This window comes from Streptomyces tagetis (genome assembly GCF_018069565.1).
Lineage (GTDB): Bacteria > Actinomycetota > Actinomycetes > Streptomycetales > Streptomycetaceae > Streptomyces > Streptomyces tagetis.
The window spans coordinates 429,313-445,931 of record NZ_JAGPNL010000004.1; the positions used below are offsets into that span (position 1 = coordinate 429,313).

The window sequence follows — 16,619 nt, forward strand, 5'->3', positions numbered from 1 at the left end:
GTAGCGGGGACAGGATTTGAACCTGCGACCTCTGGGTTATGAGCCCAGCGAGCTACCGAGCTGCTCCACCCCGCGCCGTTGTGTTCACAACCGTATCACGGCGCGGGGTGGGGCTATGACCTGCTCCGACGGGCGGGGTCAGCCGCCGGCCTTCTCCTCGTCTGCCGCCGACCCACCGTCCCCGGAGGTGTCGGAGGACGGTTTGCCGGAGGGGGACTTGTCGGAGGCGTTCTTGCCGTCGCCGGCCTTCTCGCCACTCTTGCCGTCGCTCTGGCCCTCACCGCCGCGGGCGGCCTCGGCCTGGGCCTCCTCGGCCTGCTTGAGCGCCTCCTCCAGGTCCTTCTGCGCCTCGCCGTAGGCGGCCCAGTCGCCCTTCTCCAGGGCCTTCTGGCCCGCGTCGAATGCCTTCTGGGCGTCGTTCAGCGCCTTCTGGACGGTCGGGTTCGACGGCGTCTCGGTGGTGTCCTCGTCGTCACCCGGCGGCTCGGAGACCGTGCCCTCCGCCCCGAAGATCTTGTTCAGGGCCGCGTCGAGGGTGTTCTCGAAGGCCGTGTTGCCTCCGTAGCTCACCAGGACCTTGCGCAGCAGCGGGTACTTGAGGCCGCCGCCTCGCACGTAGACCGGTTCGACGTACATGAGTCCGCCGTCGAGCGGGACGGTCAGCAGGTTTCCGTACTCGACCTCCGAGTCGCCGCCCCTGAGGAGACGGATGGACTCGGCGATGTCCTGTTCGGAGTTGAACTGGCTCTGCACCTGCTTGGGTCCGGGCACCGTGGTGCTCGTCGGCAGCTTCAGGATTCTGATCTTGCCGTAGTCGTCGGTGCCGGCCTCGGCGTCGACGGCCATGAACGCGCTGAGGTTGTCGCGCCCGTTGGGCGTGAACGTGGTCGTCAGCGAGAACGCCTGTTCCTTCTGGTCCGGCATCCTCATGCTGAGGTAGTACGGCGGCACCGCGTTGCCCGACTTGTTGGTCGGGTCGTCCGGCACCTGCCACACCTCACTGCCGCTGAGGAAGGTGGTGGCGTCCTTGACGTGGTAGCGGGTCAGCAGCTCGCGCTGGACCTTGAAGAGGTCCTGCGGGTAGCGCAGGTGCGCCATCAGGTCCGCGGAGATCTCGCTCTTGGCCTTCACCGAACCGGGGAACGCCTTCATCCACGTCTTGAGGACGGGGTCCTTGGTGTCCCACTCGTACAGCTTGACCTCGCCGGTGTAGGCGTCGACCGTCGCCTTCACCGAGTTGCGGATGTAGTTGACCTGGTTCTGCTGGGCGACCACCGCGCGCGAGTTGTTGTTCGCGGTCAGCGAGTCGGCCGTCGTGTCGCCGAGCGTCGTCCGGGACGCGTACGGGTAGCCGTTGGTCGTCGTGTAGGCGTCGACGATCCACTGGATGCGGTTGTTCACCACGGCCGGGTAGGCGTCGCCGTCGATGGTCAGCCACGGGGCGACCGCCTCGACGCGCTCCTTCGGCGTGCGGTTGTAGAGGATCTTCGACCCGTCGCCGATGGCGCCGGAGTAGAGGATCTGCGGCTCGCTGAAGGCCAGCGCGTAGGCGGCCCGGTTGAGGGGGCTGGACAGGTCCACGCCGCCGTCGCCCTTGTAGCTGGTGGTCTTCTCACCGGCGTCGTCGGAGTAGTCGACCTCCTTCTGGGGGCCGCCGACGATCGAGTACGTGGTGGTCTTCTCGCCGTAGTAGATCCGCTGCTCGTACTTGCCGAGGTCGCCCACGGACGGCAGGTCGGACTCGGTGAAGACCGGACGGCCCTCGGAGTCGACCTCCGTGCCCTTGGCCGCGACCACGCCGAAGCCATGGGTGTAGCGGAAGTGGTTGTTGATCCAGTTCTTCTTCGGGATACCGGCCAGGTTCAGTTCCCGCAGGCCGATGACGGTGTCCTGGTCCTTGCCGTCCTTGCTGTAGCGGTCCACGTCCAGATTGGTCGGGAACGCGTAGTAGTTCCGCATCTGCTGGAGCTGCTGGAAGGTCGGCGAGACGATGTTCGGGTCCATGATGCGGATGGACGCCGAGGTGTCGGCGTCGTCGCGCAGCTTGGTCTTGTCCTCGGTGTTGCTCCGGCCCGAGTACTCGGTGACCTGGGTGCCCGCGATGCCGTAGGCGTCACGCGTCGCCTTGAGGTTCTTCTCGACGTACGGGGCTTCCTTGGCCTGCTCGTTCGGCTGGACCTGGAATTTCTGCACGAGGGCCGGGTACAGGCCGCCGATGAGGATCGCCGACAGCACCATCAGGCCGAAGCCGATGACGGGGAGCTGCCAGGTGCGCCGCCACAGGGTGGCGAAGAAGAGCAGCGCGCAGATGACGGCGATGCAGAACAGGATCGTCTTGGCGGGCAGGTAGGCGTTGGCGTCCACGTACCGCAGGCCGGTCCAGTTGTCGGTGGCCTTGAAGTCGCTCGACTTCACCGCCAGTCCGTACCGGTCGAGCCAGTAGGCGACGGCCTTGAGGGCGACGAAGACGCCGAGCAGCACCGAGAGGTGGCCGGTGGCCGCGGCGGTGGCCCGCGCGCCGGGGCTGGTGACCCGCAGTCCGCCGTAGAGGTAGTGGGTGAGGGCGGCGGCGATCAGGGAGAGGATCACCGTGGCGAAGCCGAAGCCCAGCAGGAACCGGTACCACGGCAGGTCGAAGGCGTAGAAGGCGACGTCCAGCTTGAACTGGGGGTCCTTCTGCCCGAACGGCACCCCGTTGACCCACATCAGCCAGGTACGCCACTGGCCGGCCGCGGAGGCGCCGGCGATCAGGCCCACCAGGGCGGTGATGCCGAGCAGCAGCCACTTCTTGAACGGGGCGATGCCCATCCGGTAGCGGTCCAGGTTCTGCTGCTCCATCGACATCGCGCTCAGCGGCGGCCGGAGCCGGTGGGCCAGCCAGATGTTGAGGCTGACGGCGAGCGCCATGAGCAGCCCGAAGACGAAGAAGAGCCCGATCTTCGTCCAGAGGGTCGTCGTGAAGACCGACGAGTAGTGGACGGAGCGGTACCAGAGCCAGTCCGTCCAGAACCCGGCGAACATGGTGAACGCCATGCCGAGCACGGCGAGGACACCAAGTGTCATCAGCAGGGTCCGGACACGCCGGGACGGGCGGCCCACTCTCATCCGGGGCCCTGTCGGGCCTCCGCCGCGGTCCGGCATCTGGAAAGCCAAGGTGCGCACCTCGAAGTTCGCTGTTGTCTCGTCAGGCCCCCGGGGTTCGCGGGCCCCCCGTGCGCCCTCGGAAACGTGGGCCCACACCTATGTCAACTTACTCATCGTTTACTCGGTTCCCGATTCGGGCCGGGAACGAGGCAGGATTGTGACCATGTCCAACACCCCCATGGCAGCCAGTCCCCTCACCCGGGCCGTGCTGGAGATCGACGAGTACGTCTCCGGCTTCGGCTGGGACCAGCCCGCACGCCTCTTCGCCCTCGTCGACACCGCCCGGCTGCGGGCCGACCAGCCCTCGCTCGCGGACCGTCTCGGCCTGCCGGACGCGCCGGCCGCCGACGGCCTCACCCCCATCGAGCAGGAGGAGATCCCGGCGCGGCAGCCGCTGGACGAGTTCCTCGGCACCATCGCCTGGCCCGACGCGGTGGCCGGCTGCGCCCTCACGGTGGAGCGCCTGATGCTGCCGCCGTCCGCCGAGGCGCAGGTGCCGCAGGACCTGGACGAGGACGGGCTCGCCCGCTGGGTCGCCGAGCACCCGGACCGCCAGGAGGTCCGCATGACGGTCGCGGTGCTGCGCGACGGAGTCCGCGAGTCGGCGCTGCGGCTGCGGGAGAAGGACTCCGCCACGGACGTCCTCACCGGCTCGGAACTGGTGCCGGGGCTGGCCCAGGCGCTGACGGCGACCTTCGAGGAGTAGCCCGCCGCGCGGTGCGCGGTCCGTCAGCCGGCCGCGCAGGTGGGTACGTCGGCGGTCTTCCCCGCGCGGATGTCGCCGAGGGCGCCGAGCGCGTCGTCGAGGGTCTTCACCTTCACGAGGGTCAGTCCCTCGGGGGTGTCCTCGGCGGCGGCGGCGCAGTTGTCGGCGGGCGTCAGGAAGTACCGGGCGCCCTTGTCGCGGGCGGCGATGGTCTTCATGCCGATGCCGCCGATCGGGCCGACGTTCCCCTCGTCGTCGATGGTGCCGGTGCCGGCGACGAACTTGCCCCCGGTGAGGCTGTCCGGGGTGAGCTTGTCGTAGATGCCGAGGGCGAACATGAGCCCGGCGCTGGGCCCGCCGACGTCGGCGAGCTTGATGTCGATGGAGAACGGGAAGGTGTGGTCGGTCCCGGCGGAGATCCCGACGATGGCGCGCTTCTCCCCGCCGTCGTCGGCGGCCTTTGTGGTGATCGTCACTTTTTCGGTGACCTTCGGGCTGCGCCGCTCCTTCTCCGCGGCGGCCTGCTCCTTGGCGGGCACGACGGTGAACACCACGTCCTCGCCCGGCCGGTGTCTGGTCACCAGATCGGCGACGTCGGCGGGCTCCTGGATGCTCTTCCCGTCGACCTCCTTGATCACGTCGCCCGCGTGCAGCCGGCCCTCGGCCGGGGAGCCCTTGAGGACGGTGGAGACGACGACCCAGGAGCGGACCGGGATGTCCAGCGCCTTCAGGGCGGCGACCTTGGCGCTCTCCTGGGACTGGCTGAACTCCTCGGCGTTCTCCTGGGTGGCCTCTTCCTCCGTCTTGCCGTCCGGGTACAGCGTGTCGTGCGGCACCACGCGGCTGTCATGCGCGAACCAGCCGTAGACGGCCTCCACCAGGTTCATCCGGTAGCCGGCGCTGGTGACCCGCACGGTGGTCATGTTGAGGTGCCCGCTCGTCTCGTACGTGTCCCGCCCGGAGATCTGCAGTACCGGCTCACCGTCGTGATCGCCGAGGGTGTTCACCGTCGGTCCCGGGGACATCTCCGCGTACGGCACGGGAAAGAACACACCCGCGCACAGGAGTGCGATCAGCATGAGGGTGGAGGCGAGCATCGTCGCCGTGCGGCGTGGCATGGAACGACAGTACGGGACGAGACTGTCGGAGGACCGTCAGGGCAGGGCCCGTTCAGACACCGGTGCGGGACCGCTCCATGGCCTCACGGAAACGGGCGTATCCGTCGAGTTCGGGCCCGTCACCCCGCGCCTTGCGGGTGCGGTTGGCCCAGCTCCCCCAGAGACCCGCGACGACAGCCGCCACAAACGGAATCAGCAACCAGGCAAGCGCTGCCATGCCGACCTCCCAACCCCACGAGCGTCCGCGACTGACTGATCAGCAGATTAACCATCCGCAGTGACAACGCTCACGCCAGGGGGCCGGTTACGCAACCGGACGGAGCAGTACGACTCCGCCGGCCGGGCGGCGTTCAGCAGGCGCCGACCCACTCCTCGGTGCCGTCGAGGAAGGTCTGGTGCTTCCAGATCGGCACCTCGTGCTTGAGGTCGTCGATCAGCTTCCGGCAGGCGGCGAACGCCTCGGCCCGGTGCGGGCAGGACACGGCGACGACCACGGCGAGGTCCCCGATCTCCAGGTCCCCCACCCGGTGGACGGCGGCGAGCGCCCGGACGGAGTGGTCGGCGGCGATCTTCTCGGCGACCCGCCGCAGCTCGGCCTCGGCACTGGGGTGCGCGGAGTAGGCGAGCCGGGTGACGGCCGCGCCCCCGTCGTGGTCCCGCACGGTGCCCACGAAGAGCGCCGTGCCTCCGGCCGCGTCGTCCCCGACGGCCCGGAAGACCTCGTCCACGGAGAGCGGCGTGTCCCGGATGCCGAGCAGCTTGACGGGGTGATCGCTGGTGGATGCCATGCGTCCATCGTGCCCCACGGCCGGGGGCGGGGGAACAGGGGTGCGGGCGGGCGGGGACCGGTCGCCGAAGGACGACGGCGGGGCCCGCGACCCGCCCGGGGCGGCGCCGGGATGGCGGGGCGGATGGGGGGCGGCGTGTCGTACGGGGGGGCGGGGTGTCGTGTGTCGTGAGGGGGCGGCGGCGCAGCAGCCGGGACACGCCGTCAGGGCACCGGACGGCACGGCAGGCCGGGGGCACGGCGTGTCGTACCCGTCCGGGTGAGGGGCGCGGGCCCGCTCAGATCCGGCGCCGCGCCTTCCGCGCCCGGCGCACCACGGCCGCCGCGCCCAGCAGCGCGACCGTCGCGCCCGCGGCGCCCGCCGCCGTGGCGTCCTTGCGCCCGAGCCGCCGCCCGGCGACGGTGTGCCGTCCGGCCACCTCGTCCAGCAGCTCGGCGAGCACCTCCTCGTTGGTGTACTTCGGCCGCCACCCGGCGTCGTGCAGCCGGCTGCCGCTCACCACCCACGGATACATCGTGTAGGCCAGGTCACCGGCCGGGGAGGGGGTGAGCCCGATGCGGTGCAGGCGGGCGGCGGCGCCCAGCGCGACCGCCGACGGCAGCTCCATCCGCCGGATGCCGCTCAGCTCCTCCACCTCCTCCTGCTCCAGCCACCCGTCGCACCCCACGGCCAGCTCCCCGTCGGCCTTCTCCAGGACCGCGTACTCCAGGGCGCCGCACAGGTCGTCCACGTGGCAGAACTGCCAGGCGGGCCGCGATCCGGCCACCACGAGCAGCCGCGGCGACTCGAAGTACCTGGTCAGCGCGGTGTCCACGCCACCGACCAGGACCGCGGGGCGGACGACGGTCACATTGAGCCCCGGGTGCGCCCGCGGCGCCCGCCGCGCCAGCCGCTCGATCTCCAGCAGGTCCCCGACGGCCGTGGCCTCGGCGGTGGCCCGCAGCTCGGCGTCCTCCGACAGCGGCAGCTCGTTGTCCGGCAGGGCCCCGTAGACCATGGCGGACGTGCACAGCACGACCCGGCGCACCCCGGCCGCCGCCGCGGCGGTCAGCACGGTCTGGGTCCCCCGGACGTTGTACGCGGTGCGGGCCGCGGCGTCGGTCTCCAGGTCCAGGTCGAGCGCCAGGTGCACCACCACGTCCACGCCGCGCAGCCGCTCCGCGATGGCCGGGTCCCGCACGTCCAGGATCTGCCAGCGGGCCTCGGCGCACTCGCCGCGCCGCTCGTCGATGGCCACGACCTGCCGGATCTCCTCGGAGGCGGCGAGGCGGGCGGTGAGCAGCGCGCCGATGCCGGAGGCGGCACCGGTGACCGCGACGACGGGTCCGCGCGCGCCGGGGCGCTCGGAACTGGTTGACTGGTTTCGCGCTGCGCGAACCTGCGGATCTGGGGAACTCACCGGGCGTCTCCAGCGGTTGTCTTCAGTACGGGCGCGAGCGACGCGTACGTACCAGGTGGCATCCATCCTGCCGCAGGCCGTCAGTCGGCGAAGCACCGAGGCCCGAACCGCCCGGGGTGTCTACGCTGGGTGGTGAAGTCGGGCAGCCGTGCCGCCGGCGAGAACCGGTGGCCCTACCAGCCGAGGAACCCCGTGAGTGACACCCCATTCGGATTCGGCCTTCCGCCGGAGGAGCCGGACGACGGCGACGGCAAGAAGAAGGACCAGCAGAGCGGCGGTGGTCAGGGACCGGCCGACCCGTTCGGTTTCGGCGCGGCCGGTGCCGGCGGCCCCGGCGCGGACAATCCGTTCGCCGCGATGTTCGGTTCCATGAACCCCACCGACCTGGGCGCCGCGTTCCAGCAGCTCGGCCAGATGCTCTCGTACGAGGGCGGCCCGGTGAACTGGGACATGGCCAAGCAGATCGCCCGCCAGACGGTCGCCCAGGGCACCCCGGACGGCACCAAGGACGCCAGCGTCGGTCCGAGCGAGCGCAAGGCCGTCCAGGAGGCCGTCCGCCTGGCCGACCTGTGGCTCGACGACGCGACCGCGCTGCCCTCCGGGGCGGGCTCGGCCCTCGCCTGGAGCCGCGCGGAGTGGGTCGAGGCGACCCTGCCCGCGTGGCAGGAGCTGGTCGACCCGGTGGCCGAGCGCGTCGGCAACGCCATGGGCGACGTCCTGCCGGAGGAGATGCAGGCCATGGCCGGCCCGCTGATCGGCATGATGCGCTCCATGGGCGGTGCCATGTTCGGCACCCAGATCGGGCAGGCAGTCGGCGTGCTCGCCGGCGAGGTCGTCGGCTCGACCGACGTGGGCCTGCCGCTCGGCCCGGCCGGCAAGGCCGCGCTGCTGCCGGTGAACATCGAGGCGTTCGGCAAGGACCTGGGGGTCGCCCAGGACGAGGTGCGGCTGTATCTCGCCCTGCGGGAGGCCGCCCACCAGCGGCTCTTCGCCCACGTGCCGTGGCTGCGCTCGCACCTGTTCGGCGCGGTCGAGGGGTACGCGCGCGGGATCAAGGTCGACACGGCGAAGCTGGAGGACGTCGTCGGCCAGTTCGACCCGCAGAACCCGGAGCAGTTGCAGGAAGCCCTTCAGCAGGGCATGTTCCAGCCGGAGGACACGCCGGAGCAGAAGGCGGCGCTGGCCCGCCTGGAGACGGCGCTCGCGCTGGTCGAGGGCTGGGTGGACGCGGTGGTCCACACGGCGGCCAAGCCGCGCCTGACCTCCGCCGACGCGCTGCGCGAGACGCTGCGCCGCCGTCGTGCCTCGGGCGGGCCGGCGGAGCAGACCTTCGCCACGCTGATCGGCCTGGAGCTGCGCCCGCGCCGGCTGCGCGACGCCTCCCGGCTGTGGGCGTCCCTCACGGACGCGCGCGGGGTCGACGGCCGGGACGGGCTGTGGGCCCACCCGGACATGCTGCCGACGGCGACCGACCTGGACGACCCGGACGGCTTCGTCCACCGCGAGCAGCTCGACTTCTCCGAGCTGGACCGGATGCTCGGCGAGGCGGCCGGCAAGCCCGACCTCCGCAAGAAGGAGGGCGGGGAGGCGTCCGCGGACGGCACGGACACCCCGCGGGGCGACGGCAAGGACCAGGGCGAGGGCGACGGCGAGGAGTGAGCCTCCACGAGGACGCGGCCCTGGTGGTCAAGGGTCACCAGGGCCAGGACGAGCTGCGCCGGATCTACCTGGATCACCTCGCGGCGCACCCCGACGGCATGTGGAAGTCCTGCGGGGAGGGGCACATCACGGCGAGCGCCCTGGTGATCGACCCCTCACGCGGGCGGGTGCTGCTCACCCTGCACCGGAAGCTGCGCATGTGGCTCCAGATGGGCGGCCACTGCGAGCCCGGCGACCGGTCGCTGGCACAGGCCGCCCTGCGCGAGGCGCGGGAGGAGTCGGGCATCGAGGGGCTGGCCCTGGTGCCCGGCGGCCCGGTCCGGCTGGACCGGCACCACACGCCGTGCGCCTGGCACCTGGACGTCCAGTACGCGGCGGTGGCCCCCTTCGACGCCGTGGAATCGATCAGCGAGGAGTCCCTGGACCTGCGCTGGTACCGGTACGGGGAGGTCGCGGACGTGGCCGACGAGTCGGTCGTGCGCCTGGTGGCGGCGGCCCGCGAGCGGGTCTGAGCCACGGGAGCCGGTGAACCGGGCCGGCCGGGCGAGCCTGGTCGGCCGGGGTGGGTGGTGCCCCGTGGCCGAACGGACCGGGCGGCCGGTGACGGCGGGCGGACACACTCGATGGGCAAGGGGCGATCGTAAGGGGCGATCGCCTGGCGGTCGCCCCTTACCCACGCCCGGGGCTCAGCTCCAGACGTTGCCCTGGTTGTGACCACGGGCGCCCTGCCCGCCGAAGCCGTACTGCGCGGCCAGGCCCGGCCCGACCTGGGCGTCCTGCGGCGGCAGCAGCTCGCTGGGCTGGATCAGGGCGAAACCCTCGCCCATGAAGCTCAGCTCCCAGCCCTCGCCCGTACTGCCACGCCGCCGCCACACCCCGGAGGAGTGCGTCTGCGCCTGCATCTGCACGCGCAGCGAGGTCGACCAGGCGACGATCGCGTCGGCGTCGCAGTTGACGTACCGATCGGGCGTGACCCGCATCAGCAGCGGGGCGCCCGAGGTCATCAGGGCGACCCGGCCGTGGCCGGTGATGTTGAGCTGGTACTTGCCGGAGCCGGCGATGCCGTACTGGCTGTCCACGGCGATCACCTCGTGGTGCAGCGAGGAGTCCATGGCCAGGACGTAGGCGCTGTCGACGGTCAGCCCCTCCTGCTCCACCTCCATCACGTGCACGTACTGGGCGAGGTTGGCGAAGTAGACCGTGCCCTGCCCGTGGCAGCGCATCAGGTCGAGGCCCTCACCGGTGTACGCGCGCGTGCGCGCCTGTCCGCCGCTCTGGTACTCCGCGTCGAACTCGACGAGGCCCTGGTAGGCGACCATCGTGCCCTTGCGGGCGAGCACGTCGTCGTGGCCCTCCAGGACGACGCGGAGCATGTGCTTGTTCTGGAGACTCCAGCGTTCCTGGGTCTGCTGGTCGTTGTAGGCGAAAATCGGGCTCTGCATGGTGTTCTGGCTCCCCCTCAGCCCCTGATCCGGAGGCGGTCGGTGCTGTCCTCGCTGGGCTGGACGACGACGACGCCCTGACCGGAGAAGGCCATCTGGTACGCCTCGCCGCTGCCGCGGCCGATCAGCGACTGCGCCTTGAAGCTGCGCTTGCCCTTCACCCGGAGGTTCGGGGACCAGGCGACGAGCGCGTCGGGGTCGACATAGGTCTCGTCCTCGCCGCCGCCGCAGTCGACGACGATCGGCGTGCCCCGGGAGGTGAGCGCGACCCACCCCTGTCCGGAGATCCTGGTGTTCCACAGGCCCTGCCCGGCGAACTTGGCGAGCCCCTTGACCCGCTCCACGCCCCAGCTCAGGTGCGCGTCGAAGGCGAGCAGATTGGTGGCGTTGACGGAGATGCCGTCGCCGTCGAGGTTGACGACGACCACGTTCGCGCCGTAGTCGGCGAGGTAGAGCAGTCCGTCGCCGGTGCACTTCATGAGGGGGGCTCCCTCGCCGGTGACCCAGTCCTTGGCGATCTGGCGCACGGCCGAGGGGCTGGGCTCGTACTGGACGAACCCTTCGTAGGCGACCATCGAGCCCACGCGCGCGTAGAGGTCGTTCCCGGTCTGCATGGCGACCTTCAGCATGTGGTCGCCGTGGTTCTCCATGCGGGCGGTGACGGGTGCGGGGGCGTAGCCCGCGAGCGGCTGATTCATGTCGGGCGCTCCCTCAGATCTCGTACGGCTGGACGACGACGAAGCTGCCGGGCGCCGCCCTGAACTGGAGGTTCACGCTCTCGCCGGTGTCGCCGGGGTAGGCGTTGCGCCGCATGCGGACCTGGCTGGAGACGATCACCTGGGCGGCGGCCGACCAGGCGACGACCGCGTTGCAGTCGGCGAAGGTGGTCGGCGTGACCGGCAGCACCACGGGGACGCCGCGCGTCTTGACGACGAGCGTGCCGGTGCCCTGGAACTGCATGGTGAACAGCGCGCCGCCCGGGATGCCGTGCCCCTCGATGCGGCGGACCTCGTACTGGAGGCTCTCGTCGAAGGCGAGCACGTTCTCGGCGGAGACGCACACCGCGTCGCCCTGCAACTCGATGGGGTGCAGCATGGCGGCCTCCTCGGCGAGGAAGACCTGTCCCTTGCCGGTGCAGCGCATGAGCTGCATCTCCTGGCCGGTGGCATTGCCCACGATCCGTCCGGCGAATCCGGCGCCCTTGTAGGCGAAGTCGACCTTGCCCTGGTAGAGCACCATGCTGCCCTGGCGGGCCAGGACCGGCTGGTCGGCGGTGCCGAGGTCGACGCGGACCAGCTTGCTGTTCTGGAGCGTCCAGCGGTGGCCGGTCCCGGTCTCCCGGAACCGCTGGAGCGCGGCGGCCACGCCGGTGCCCTGCGGGGCGGCGCCGGGGGGCGGGGTCGGCGGGACACCGTAGGGTGCGGGCCGGCCGTAGCCGGGCGGCGGGGCGGGCGCGTGGGGCGGCTGACCGTAGCCGGGGGGCGGGCCGGGGGCGTGCGGGGGCTGACCGTAGCCGGGCGGCGGGCCGGGGGCGTACGGCGGCTGACCGTAGCCGGGCGGCGGGGGCACCTGGCCGGGGACGTGGCCGTAGGGCGGCGGCTGTCCGGGCAGGCCGGGCGGCGGGGGCGGAGGAGGAGGCGGGGAGCCGCCGGGCGGGGTGTGCAGCGGCGCGATGATCGTCTGCGCGGCGTGCACGTCGGGTACGGCGGACGGGGTGGGTCCGGGCGGCGGCGTGAAGCCCCGCGGGGCGGGCGAGGCCGGCGGGAAGGGCGCCGGGGCGGGGGCGGGCGGCGCGGGGACCTGGGCCGGGGCGGCGAAGGCCGGGGGCGCGGCGGCCTGGGCGGGCGGGGCGAAGCCCGGGACGGCGGCGGCCTGCGGCTGCTGCGGCTCGGGCTGCGGCGGCTCCTCCTCCTCCTCGGCGACCTCGCCGCCGAAGTTCTTCAGCAGCGCCTCCAGTCCGCCGTCGAAACCCTGCCCGACGGCGGCGAACCGCCACCCGTCCTTCCGGTAGAAGTCGCCCAGCATCACGGCCCGCTCGGTGGAGAACTCCGAGCCGTCGAAGGGGTAGCGCGCCACCTCCTCGCCGCCGGCGACGATCCGGAGGTAACCGGGGCCGGCCTGCGACATCTGCCCGTCGCCGTCGATCGTGGCCGTGAAGGACAGCTTCTGGATCTGCTGCGGGACCCGGTCGAGCGTGACCCGGAAGGACTCGGTGTCGCCGGCCTGCGCACCCAGGAGCCGGAGGGACTCCTCGGGGGACTCCGGCTGGTTGTAGAAGACGAAGTACCGGTCGTCCGAGAGCCGTTCGTCGGCGTCGAGCCCGAAGCAACTGATGTCGAAGCTCAGTCCGGGACCGGAGATCTGCACGCCCACGTACAGATCCGTGCCCGCGGTGAGGTCACTGACCCTGGCCTTGTGGCCGCGTTGGAATTCCCTGGCCATGCGTAACGACCGTCCCCCATCCGAATGCGAGTGCGTCGCGTCAGGCTAACGGCAAACTCCGACACCGGACGAAGTCGGTACAGACCCGGTACACAGCCCTGACCGGACGTTCCGCACAGGCCGCGGTGGGGGCGCGGAGCCCTCCTCGCGCGCGGGCGCGGGTTACGCGTCCCGCGTTCCGGAGAGGTGCGGAAGCCGGTCGGCCGCCACCACCCCCTCCAGGTAGCCCCGGGCGCGCTCGGTGCGCGGGTACGCCTCCAGCAGCCGCCAGAAACCGGGTCCGTGGCCGGGGACGAGCAGGTGCGCCAGCTCGTGCAGGAGGACGTAGTCGACGACGTACTCGGGCATCCCCTGGAGGCGGTGCGAGAGGCGGATGCTCCCCTCGGCGGGGGTGCACGAGCCCCAGCGCGTGTTCTGGTTGGTGACCCAGCGCACGGAGGCGGGCCGCGCCCGGCCGTCCAGGTACTGGTCCGACAGGCGCTCGGCGCGCTCGGCCAGCTCCGCGTCGCCGAGGACGCGCCGGCTCTCCTGGGCGGCCAGCTTGTCGAGCATGACCCGTACCCAGCGGCGTTCCTCGGCCTCGGACATCCGGGCGGGGATCAGCACGACGGTGCGGTCGCGCTCGCGGTAGGCGGAGACCGTACGGCGGCGGCGCGTGCTCCTGCGGATCTCGACGGCGTCCGGTTCCGGGCCGGTCGGCGGTGGATTCGTCGGCGCGCGCCGGGAGGTTCCGGCACGGTGCAGTGGGTCGGCGGACACGCCCCGACGTTACCCGCTGCACCCGGGGAAGTCCCGGCTCCGCACACGGTTCGCCCCCGATCCGGCACGGTGGGCCGGGGACGGGCAGGTGGGGCGGGTGGGGCGGGTGAGGCGGGGTTGGGACGTGGGCGAGGCGGGGGCGGAGCGTGAGCGGGGGCGAGGCGGGGCCGAGGCGGGGGCGAGGGCGGCGGGGGACGCGTTCCGGGATGTTTGTACGACCATCACCCACCACCTGTGGACAACTCTCCGCGCCGCCGACCGTGTCCGGGCATGCTGGCATGCGCCGGCACGGTCACGACCGGACCGCTGCCGGACGCACGGAGACAGAGACGTAACTGCATGTCCATCGCCGCACACGCCTGTGCGGGGAGATACGACGATCACGGGGGACCGGCTGTGCATCCGATGGTGAAGCCCGCGCTCAGGCGCGGCTGGCGTGACCTCAGCACCGCGCAGTTCGGCATGACGCCGGCGCACGCACTGGCCCTCGGCCCGCTGGACGGGGCGACCGGCAGTTTCCTCGACCTGCTCAACGGCACCCGGGGGACGGATCTGCTCCGCGAGGAGGGCCGCCGGATGGATCTGCCGGACGGCCATGTCGACCGGCTGCTGGAGCGGCTGACCCGGGCCGGCCTCCTCGACGACGCCCGGGGCGGCGGACCGGCCGCCGATGCCCTGCGCGAGCGCGGCGAGGTCCTCGACCGCCTCCGCCCCGACCTGGCCTCCCTCTCGCTGACCACGACCGAGCCGGGCGACGCGATCGACCGCCTGGCCGCCCGCGCGTCGCTGCGGGTCCGCGTACGGGGCGCCGGCCGGGTCGGGACGCTGCTGGCCTCGGTGCTGGCGGGCGCGGGCGTCGGCGAGGTCGACGTGCGCGACGGCGGCTGCGTCGAGCCGTGGGACGTCGCCCCCGGCGGACTGCCCGCCGAGGCGGTCGGCGACCGCCGGGACGAGGCGGCCCGCCGGGCGGTACGCCGGGCGGCTCCCGCCCGGCCGCCACGCCGGAGCACCGCGACGCCGCCCGAGGACGACGGGCCGGGCTTCTCCCTGGTGGTCCTCGCCCCGCGCGACGACCTCGCGGTGCACGCCCCCGATCCCCTCGGCGCCACGTCCCTCATGGCCTCGGGCACCCCGCACCTGTACGCGGGGGTCGTGGAGGGCACGGGTGTCGTCGGCCCGCTGGTCCTGCCCGGGGAGACGGGCTGCGCCGGGTGCCTCCAGGCCGACCGGGCGGAGCGGGACCCGCTCTGGCCGCGGCTCGTCGCCCAGTGGCGTTCGGGCGGGCAGCAGCAGGTGCGGGCCTGCGACCTCGCCCTGGCCACCGCGGTCGCCGGCCTGGCGGCGGCCCACGCGCTGGCCTTCCTCGACGGCCGGACGCCGTCCGGCGCCGGTGCCCGCTGGGAGGTCGCGCTGCCCGGTCTTGAGTGGCAGACGCGCCCGGTCCCCGGACATCCGGCGTGCCCGTGCGGAGCCGCCGGGGCAAGCCGCGCGACGGGGGAAGGCGGCACCGCCGCCGGGGAATTCCGCGCGGCCGAAGGGCTCGACATCGGGGCCGCGGGACACGGCCGCGGCCCCGTCGGGAAAGGTAAGCGGGAACACACCTCCGAAGAGGGGGGTGAGCGCGAGACAATGACGGAGCACTGGCCGTCGGCGAGAGTACGCCGTGTGGCACGGACGGCGCGGCCGGCTGGGACTTGGAGGGCGCATGTCTGATCTTCCCCGGAAGGCGGTCACCCGGACCGCCAAGCTCGCCGCGCTCCCGCTCGGCTTCGCCGGGCGGGCGACCTGGGGACTCGGCAAGCGGATCGTGGGCGAATCCGCGGAGATCGTCGGTCAGCAGTTGCAGCAGCGCACGGCGGAGCAGCTCTTCAAGGTGCTCGGGGAGCTGAAGGGCGGCGCGATGAAGTTCGGCCAGGCCCTGTCCGTCTTCGAGTCCGCGCTGCCCGAGGAGGTCGCTGGCCCCTACCGGGCGGCGCTGACCAAACTGCAGGAGGCGGCACCGCCGATGCCGACCCGCACGGTGCACAAGGTGCTCGGGGAACGGCTCGGCGAGGACTGGCGCGGGCTCTTCCTGGAGTTCGAGGACAAGCCCGCCGCCGCGGCCTCGATCGGCCAGGTGCACCGGGCGATCTGGCACGACGGCCGCGAGGTGGCGGTCAAGGTCCAGTACCCGGGCGCCGGCGAGGCCCTGCTGTCGGACCTGAACCAGCTCAGCCGCTTCGCCCGGCTCCTGGGCCCCCTGATGCCCGGCATGGACGTCAAGCCGCTGATCACGGAGTTGAAGGACCGCGTCGCCGAGGAACTCGACTACGACCTGGAGGCCGAGGCCCAGCGATCCCACGCCGAGGAGTTCGCGGACGATCCGGACATCGTCGTCCCGGACGTGGTCCACCAGTGCGAGCAGGTCCTGATCACCGAGTGGATCGACGGCGTCCCCCTGTCGGAGATCATCACGGACGGCACGCAGGAGCAGCGCGACCGGGCCGGACAGCTCCTGGCCCACTTCCTCTTCTCCGGCCCCGCCCGCACCGGCCTGCTCCACGCCGACCCCCACCCGGGCAACTTCCGGCTGCTGCCCGGCGGTCCGCTCGGGGAGGACGACTGGCGGCTCGGCGTCCTCGACTTCGGCACGGTCGACCGGCTCCCGGGCGGACTGCCCGCCCCCATCGGCGAGTCCCTGCGGATGACCCTGGACGGCGAGGCCGAGGCGGTCTACGAGCGGCTCTGCGCGGAGGGCTTCGTCAAGGAGTCCATCGAGCTGGACCCCGACGCCGTCCTCGAATACCTGCTGCCGATCATCGAGCCGGCCCGCGCCGACGCGTTCACGTTCACCCGCGGCTGGATGCGCGGGCAGGCCACCCGCATCGCCGACCCCCGCTCCCCCGCCTACCAGCTCGCCAAGCAGCTCAACCTGCCCCCCTCCTACCTGCTGATCCACCGGGTGACCCTGAGCACCATCGGCGTGCTGTGCCAGTTGGGCGCGACGGTGCGGCTGCGCGACGAACTGGAGGAGTGGCTGACCGGGTTCGCTCCGGAGGAAGACCCGGACGACGAGGCGGAGCAGCCCGCGGCGAAGGTCTGAGGCCCGGCCCGGACACGCCGCGGGGGCCGGTCCGTTCGGACGGACCGGCCCCCGGGAGATGAGCCTCGCCTCCCGCCACG

14 protein-coding genes and 1 tRNA gene are annotated in these 16,619 nt (G+C 72.4%); 5 read left to right on the plus strand and 10 right to left on the minus strand.

Features of this window, described 5'->3' with window-relative positions:
• Nucleotide 1: 1 nt before the first annotated feature.
• Nucleotides 2-75: transfer RNA gene (locus J5Y05_RS17645), tRNA-Met, on the minus strand.
• Nucleotides 76-138: 63 nt separating this feature from the next.
• Nucleotides 139-3,141, minus strand: a complete 3,003-nt coding sequence (locus J5Y05_RS17650; RefSeq protein WP_210873794.1) for a UPF0182 family membrane protein — start codon at nucleotides 3,139-3,141, stop codon at nucleotides 139-141.
• 166 nt (nucleotides 3,142-3,307) lie between these two features.
• Between J5Y05_RS17650 and J5Y05_RS17655 the strand changes: the two genes are divergently transcribed.
• Entirely contained in the window at nucleotides 3,308-3,850 is a 543-nt protein-coding gene (locus J5Y05_RS17655; RefSeq protein WP_210873470.1) for a PPA1309 family protein, read from the plus strand.
• A gap of 23 nt (nucleotides 3,851-3,873) precedes the next feature.
• Here J5Y05_RS17655 and J5Y05_RS17660 read toward each other — a convergent pair whose 3' ends face one another.
• The 4 genes from J5Y05_RS17660 to J5Y05_RS17675 all read right to left on the minus strand — a co-directional run bounded on the left by J5Y05_RS17660 (nucleotide 3,874) and on the right by J5Y05_RS17675 (nucleotide 7,155).
• Entirely contained in the window at nucleotides 3,874-4,968 is a 1,095-nt protein-coding gene (locus J5Y05_RS17660; protein WP_210873492.1) for a YlbL family protein, read from the minus strand.
• A 52-nt stretch (nucleotides 4,969-5,020) separates the two neighbouring features.
• A complete protein-coding gene (locus tag J5Y05_RS17665) occupies nucleotides 5,021-5,185 on the minus strand; it encodes a hypothetical protein (protein ID WP_199825518.1) in 165 nt (54 codons plus the stop codon).
• 133 nt (nucleotides 5,186-5,318) lie between these two features.
• Nucleotides 5,319-5,756, minus strand: a complete 438-nt coding sequence (locus J5Y05_RS17670) for a molybdenum cofactor biosynthesis protein MoaE (RefSeq protein WP_210873494.1) — start codon at nucleotides 5,754-5,756, stop codon at nucleotides 5,319-5,321.
• A 277-nt stretch (nucleotides 5,757-6,033) separates the two neighbouring features.
• On the minus strand, nucleotides 6,034-7,155 hold the full coding sequence (locus J5Y05_RS17675; protein ID WP_210873496.1) for an SDR family oxidoreductase: 1,122 nt from the start codon (nucleotides 7,153-7,155) through the stop codon (nucleotides 6,034-6,036).
• A gap of 192 nt (nucleotides 7,156-7,347) precedes the next feature.
• On the opposite strand from J5Y05_RS17675, the gene J5Y05_RS17680 reads away from it, so the two are divergent.
• Together J5Y05_RS17680 and J5Y05_RS17685 are read left to right on the plus strand one after the other, a co-directional pair.
• On the plus strand, nucleotides 7,348-8,814 hold the full coding sequence (locus J5Y05_RS17680; RefSeq protein ID WP_210873498.1) for a zinc-dependent metalloprotease: 1,467 nt from the start codon (nucleotides 7,348-7,350) through the stop codon (nucleotides 8,812-8,814).
• A complete protein-coding gene (locus J5Y05_RS17685; protein ID WP_210873500.1) occupies nucleotides 8,811-9,326 on the plus strand; it encodes an NUDIX hydrolase in 516 nt (171 codons plus the stop codon). Before J5Y05_RS17680 ends, J5Y05_RS17685 begins: the two co-directional genes overlap by 4 nt.
• A gap of 174 nt (nucleotides 9,327-9,500) precedes the next feature.
• Here J5Y05_RS17685 and J5Y05_RS17690 read toward each other — a convergent pair whose 3' ends face one another.
• The 4 genes from J5Y05_RS17690 to J5Y05_RS17705 all read right to left on the minus strand — a co-directional run bounded on the left by J5Y05_RS17690 (nucleotide 9,501) and on the right by J5Y05_RS17705 (nucleotide 13,457).
• Nucleotides 9,501-10,256: an AIM24 family protein gene (locus J5Y05_RS17690; RefSeq protein ID WP_210873502.1), complete on the minus strand. Its 756-nt coding sequence runs from the start codon at nucleotides 10,254-10,256 to the stop codon at nucleotides 9,501-9,503.
• A 17-nt stretch (nucleotides 10,257-10,273) separates the two neighbouring features.
• Nucleotides 10,274-10,954, minus strand: a complete 681-nt coding sequence (locus tag J5Y05_RS17695) for an AIM24 family protein (RefSeq protein ID WP_210873503.1) — start codon at nucleotides 10,952-10,954, stop codon at nucleotides 10,274-10,276.
• A gap of 13 nt (nucleotides 10,955-10,967) precedes the next feature.
• Entirely contained in the window at nucleotides 10,968-12,698 is a 1,731-nt protein-coding gene (locus J5Y05_RS17700; RefSeq protein WP_210873505.1) for a TerD family protein, read from the minus strand.
• Between the two features lie 162 nt (nucleotides 12,699-12,860).
• Nucleotides 12,861-13,457, minus strand: coding sequence for a M48 metallopeptidase family protein (locus J5Y05_RS17705; RefSeq protein ID WP_210873507.1), 597 nt, complete (start codon nucleotides 13,455-13,457; stop codon nucleotides 12,861-12,863).
• Between the two features lie 396 nt (nucleotides 13,458-13,853).
• Here J5Y05_RS17705 and J5Y05_RS17710 point away from each other — a divergent pair, with 396 nt between their 5' ends.
• Both J5Y05_RS17710 and J5Y05_RS17715 read left to right on the plus strand, forming a co-directional pair.
• The gene (locus J5Y05_RS17710; RefSeq protein ID WP_210873509.1) at nucleotides 13,854-15,170 is read left to right on the plus strand and encodes a TOMM precursor leader peptide-binding protein; all 1,317 of its coding nucleotides are present in this window, start codon (nucleotides 13,854-13,856) and stop codon (nucleotides 15,168-15,170) included.
• The gene (locus J5Y05_RS17715) at nucleotides 15,163-16,539 is read left to right on the plus strand and encodes an ABC1 kinase family protein (protein WP_210873511.1); all 1,377 of its coding nucleotides are present in this window, start codon (nucleotides 15,163-15,165) and stop codon (nucleotides 16,537-16,539) included. The genes J5Y05_RS17710 and J5Y05_RS17715 overlap by 8 nt, the downstream gene beginning before the upstream one ends.
• Nucleotides 16,540-16,619: the final 80 nt, after the last annotated feature.

What these genes read in the sequence shown, in the direction of transcription:
- J5Y05_RS17650 (WP_210873794.1), bottom strand. Translation starts at nt 3,141, where the DNA reads ATGCCGGACCGCGGCGGAGGCCCGACAGGGCCCCGGATGAGAGTGGGC.
- J5Y05_RS17655 (WP_210873470.1), top strand. Translation starts at nt 3,308, where the DNA reads ATGTCCAACACCCCCATGGCAGCCAGTCCCCTCACCCGGGCCGTGCTG.
- J5Y05_RS17660 (WP_210873492.1), bottom strand. Translation starts at nt 4,968, where the DNA reads ATGCCACGCCGCACGGCGACGATGCTCGCCTCCACCCTCATGCTGATC.
- J5Y05_RS17665 (WP_199825518.1), bottom strand. Translation starts at nt 5,185, where the DNA reads ATGGCAGCGCTTGCCTGGTTGCTGATTCCGTTTGTGGCGGCTGTCGTC.
- J5Y05_RS17670 (WP_210873494.1), bottom strand. Translation starts at nt 5,756, where the DNA reads ATGGCATCCACCAGCGATCACCCCGTCAAGCTGCTCGGCATCCGGGAC.
- J5Y05_RS17690 (WP_210873502.1), bottom strand. Translation starts at nt 10,256, where the DNA reads ATGCAGAGCCCGATTTTCGCCTACAACGACCAGCAGACCCAGGAACGC.
- J5Y05_RS17695 (WP_210873503.1), bottom strand. Translation starts at nt 10,954, where the DNA reads ATGAATCAGCCGCTCGCGGGCTACGCCCCCGCACCCGTCACCGCCCGC.
- J5Y05_RS17700 (WP_210873505.1), bottom strand. Translation starts at nt 12,698, where the DNA reads ATGGCCAGGGAATTCCAACGCGGCCACAAGGCCAGGGTCAGTGACCTC.
- J5Y05_RS17715 (WP_210873511.1), top strand. Translation starts at nt 15,163, where the DNA reads ATGTCTGATCTTCCCCGGAAGGCGGTCACCCGGACCGCCAAGCTCGCC.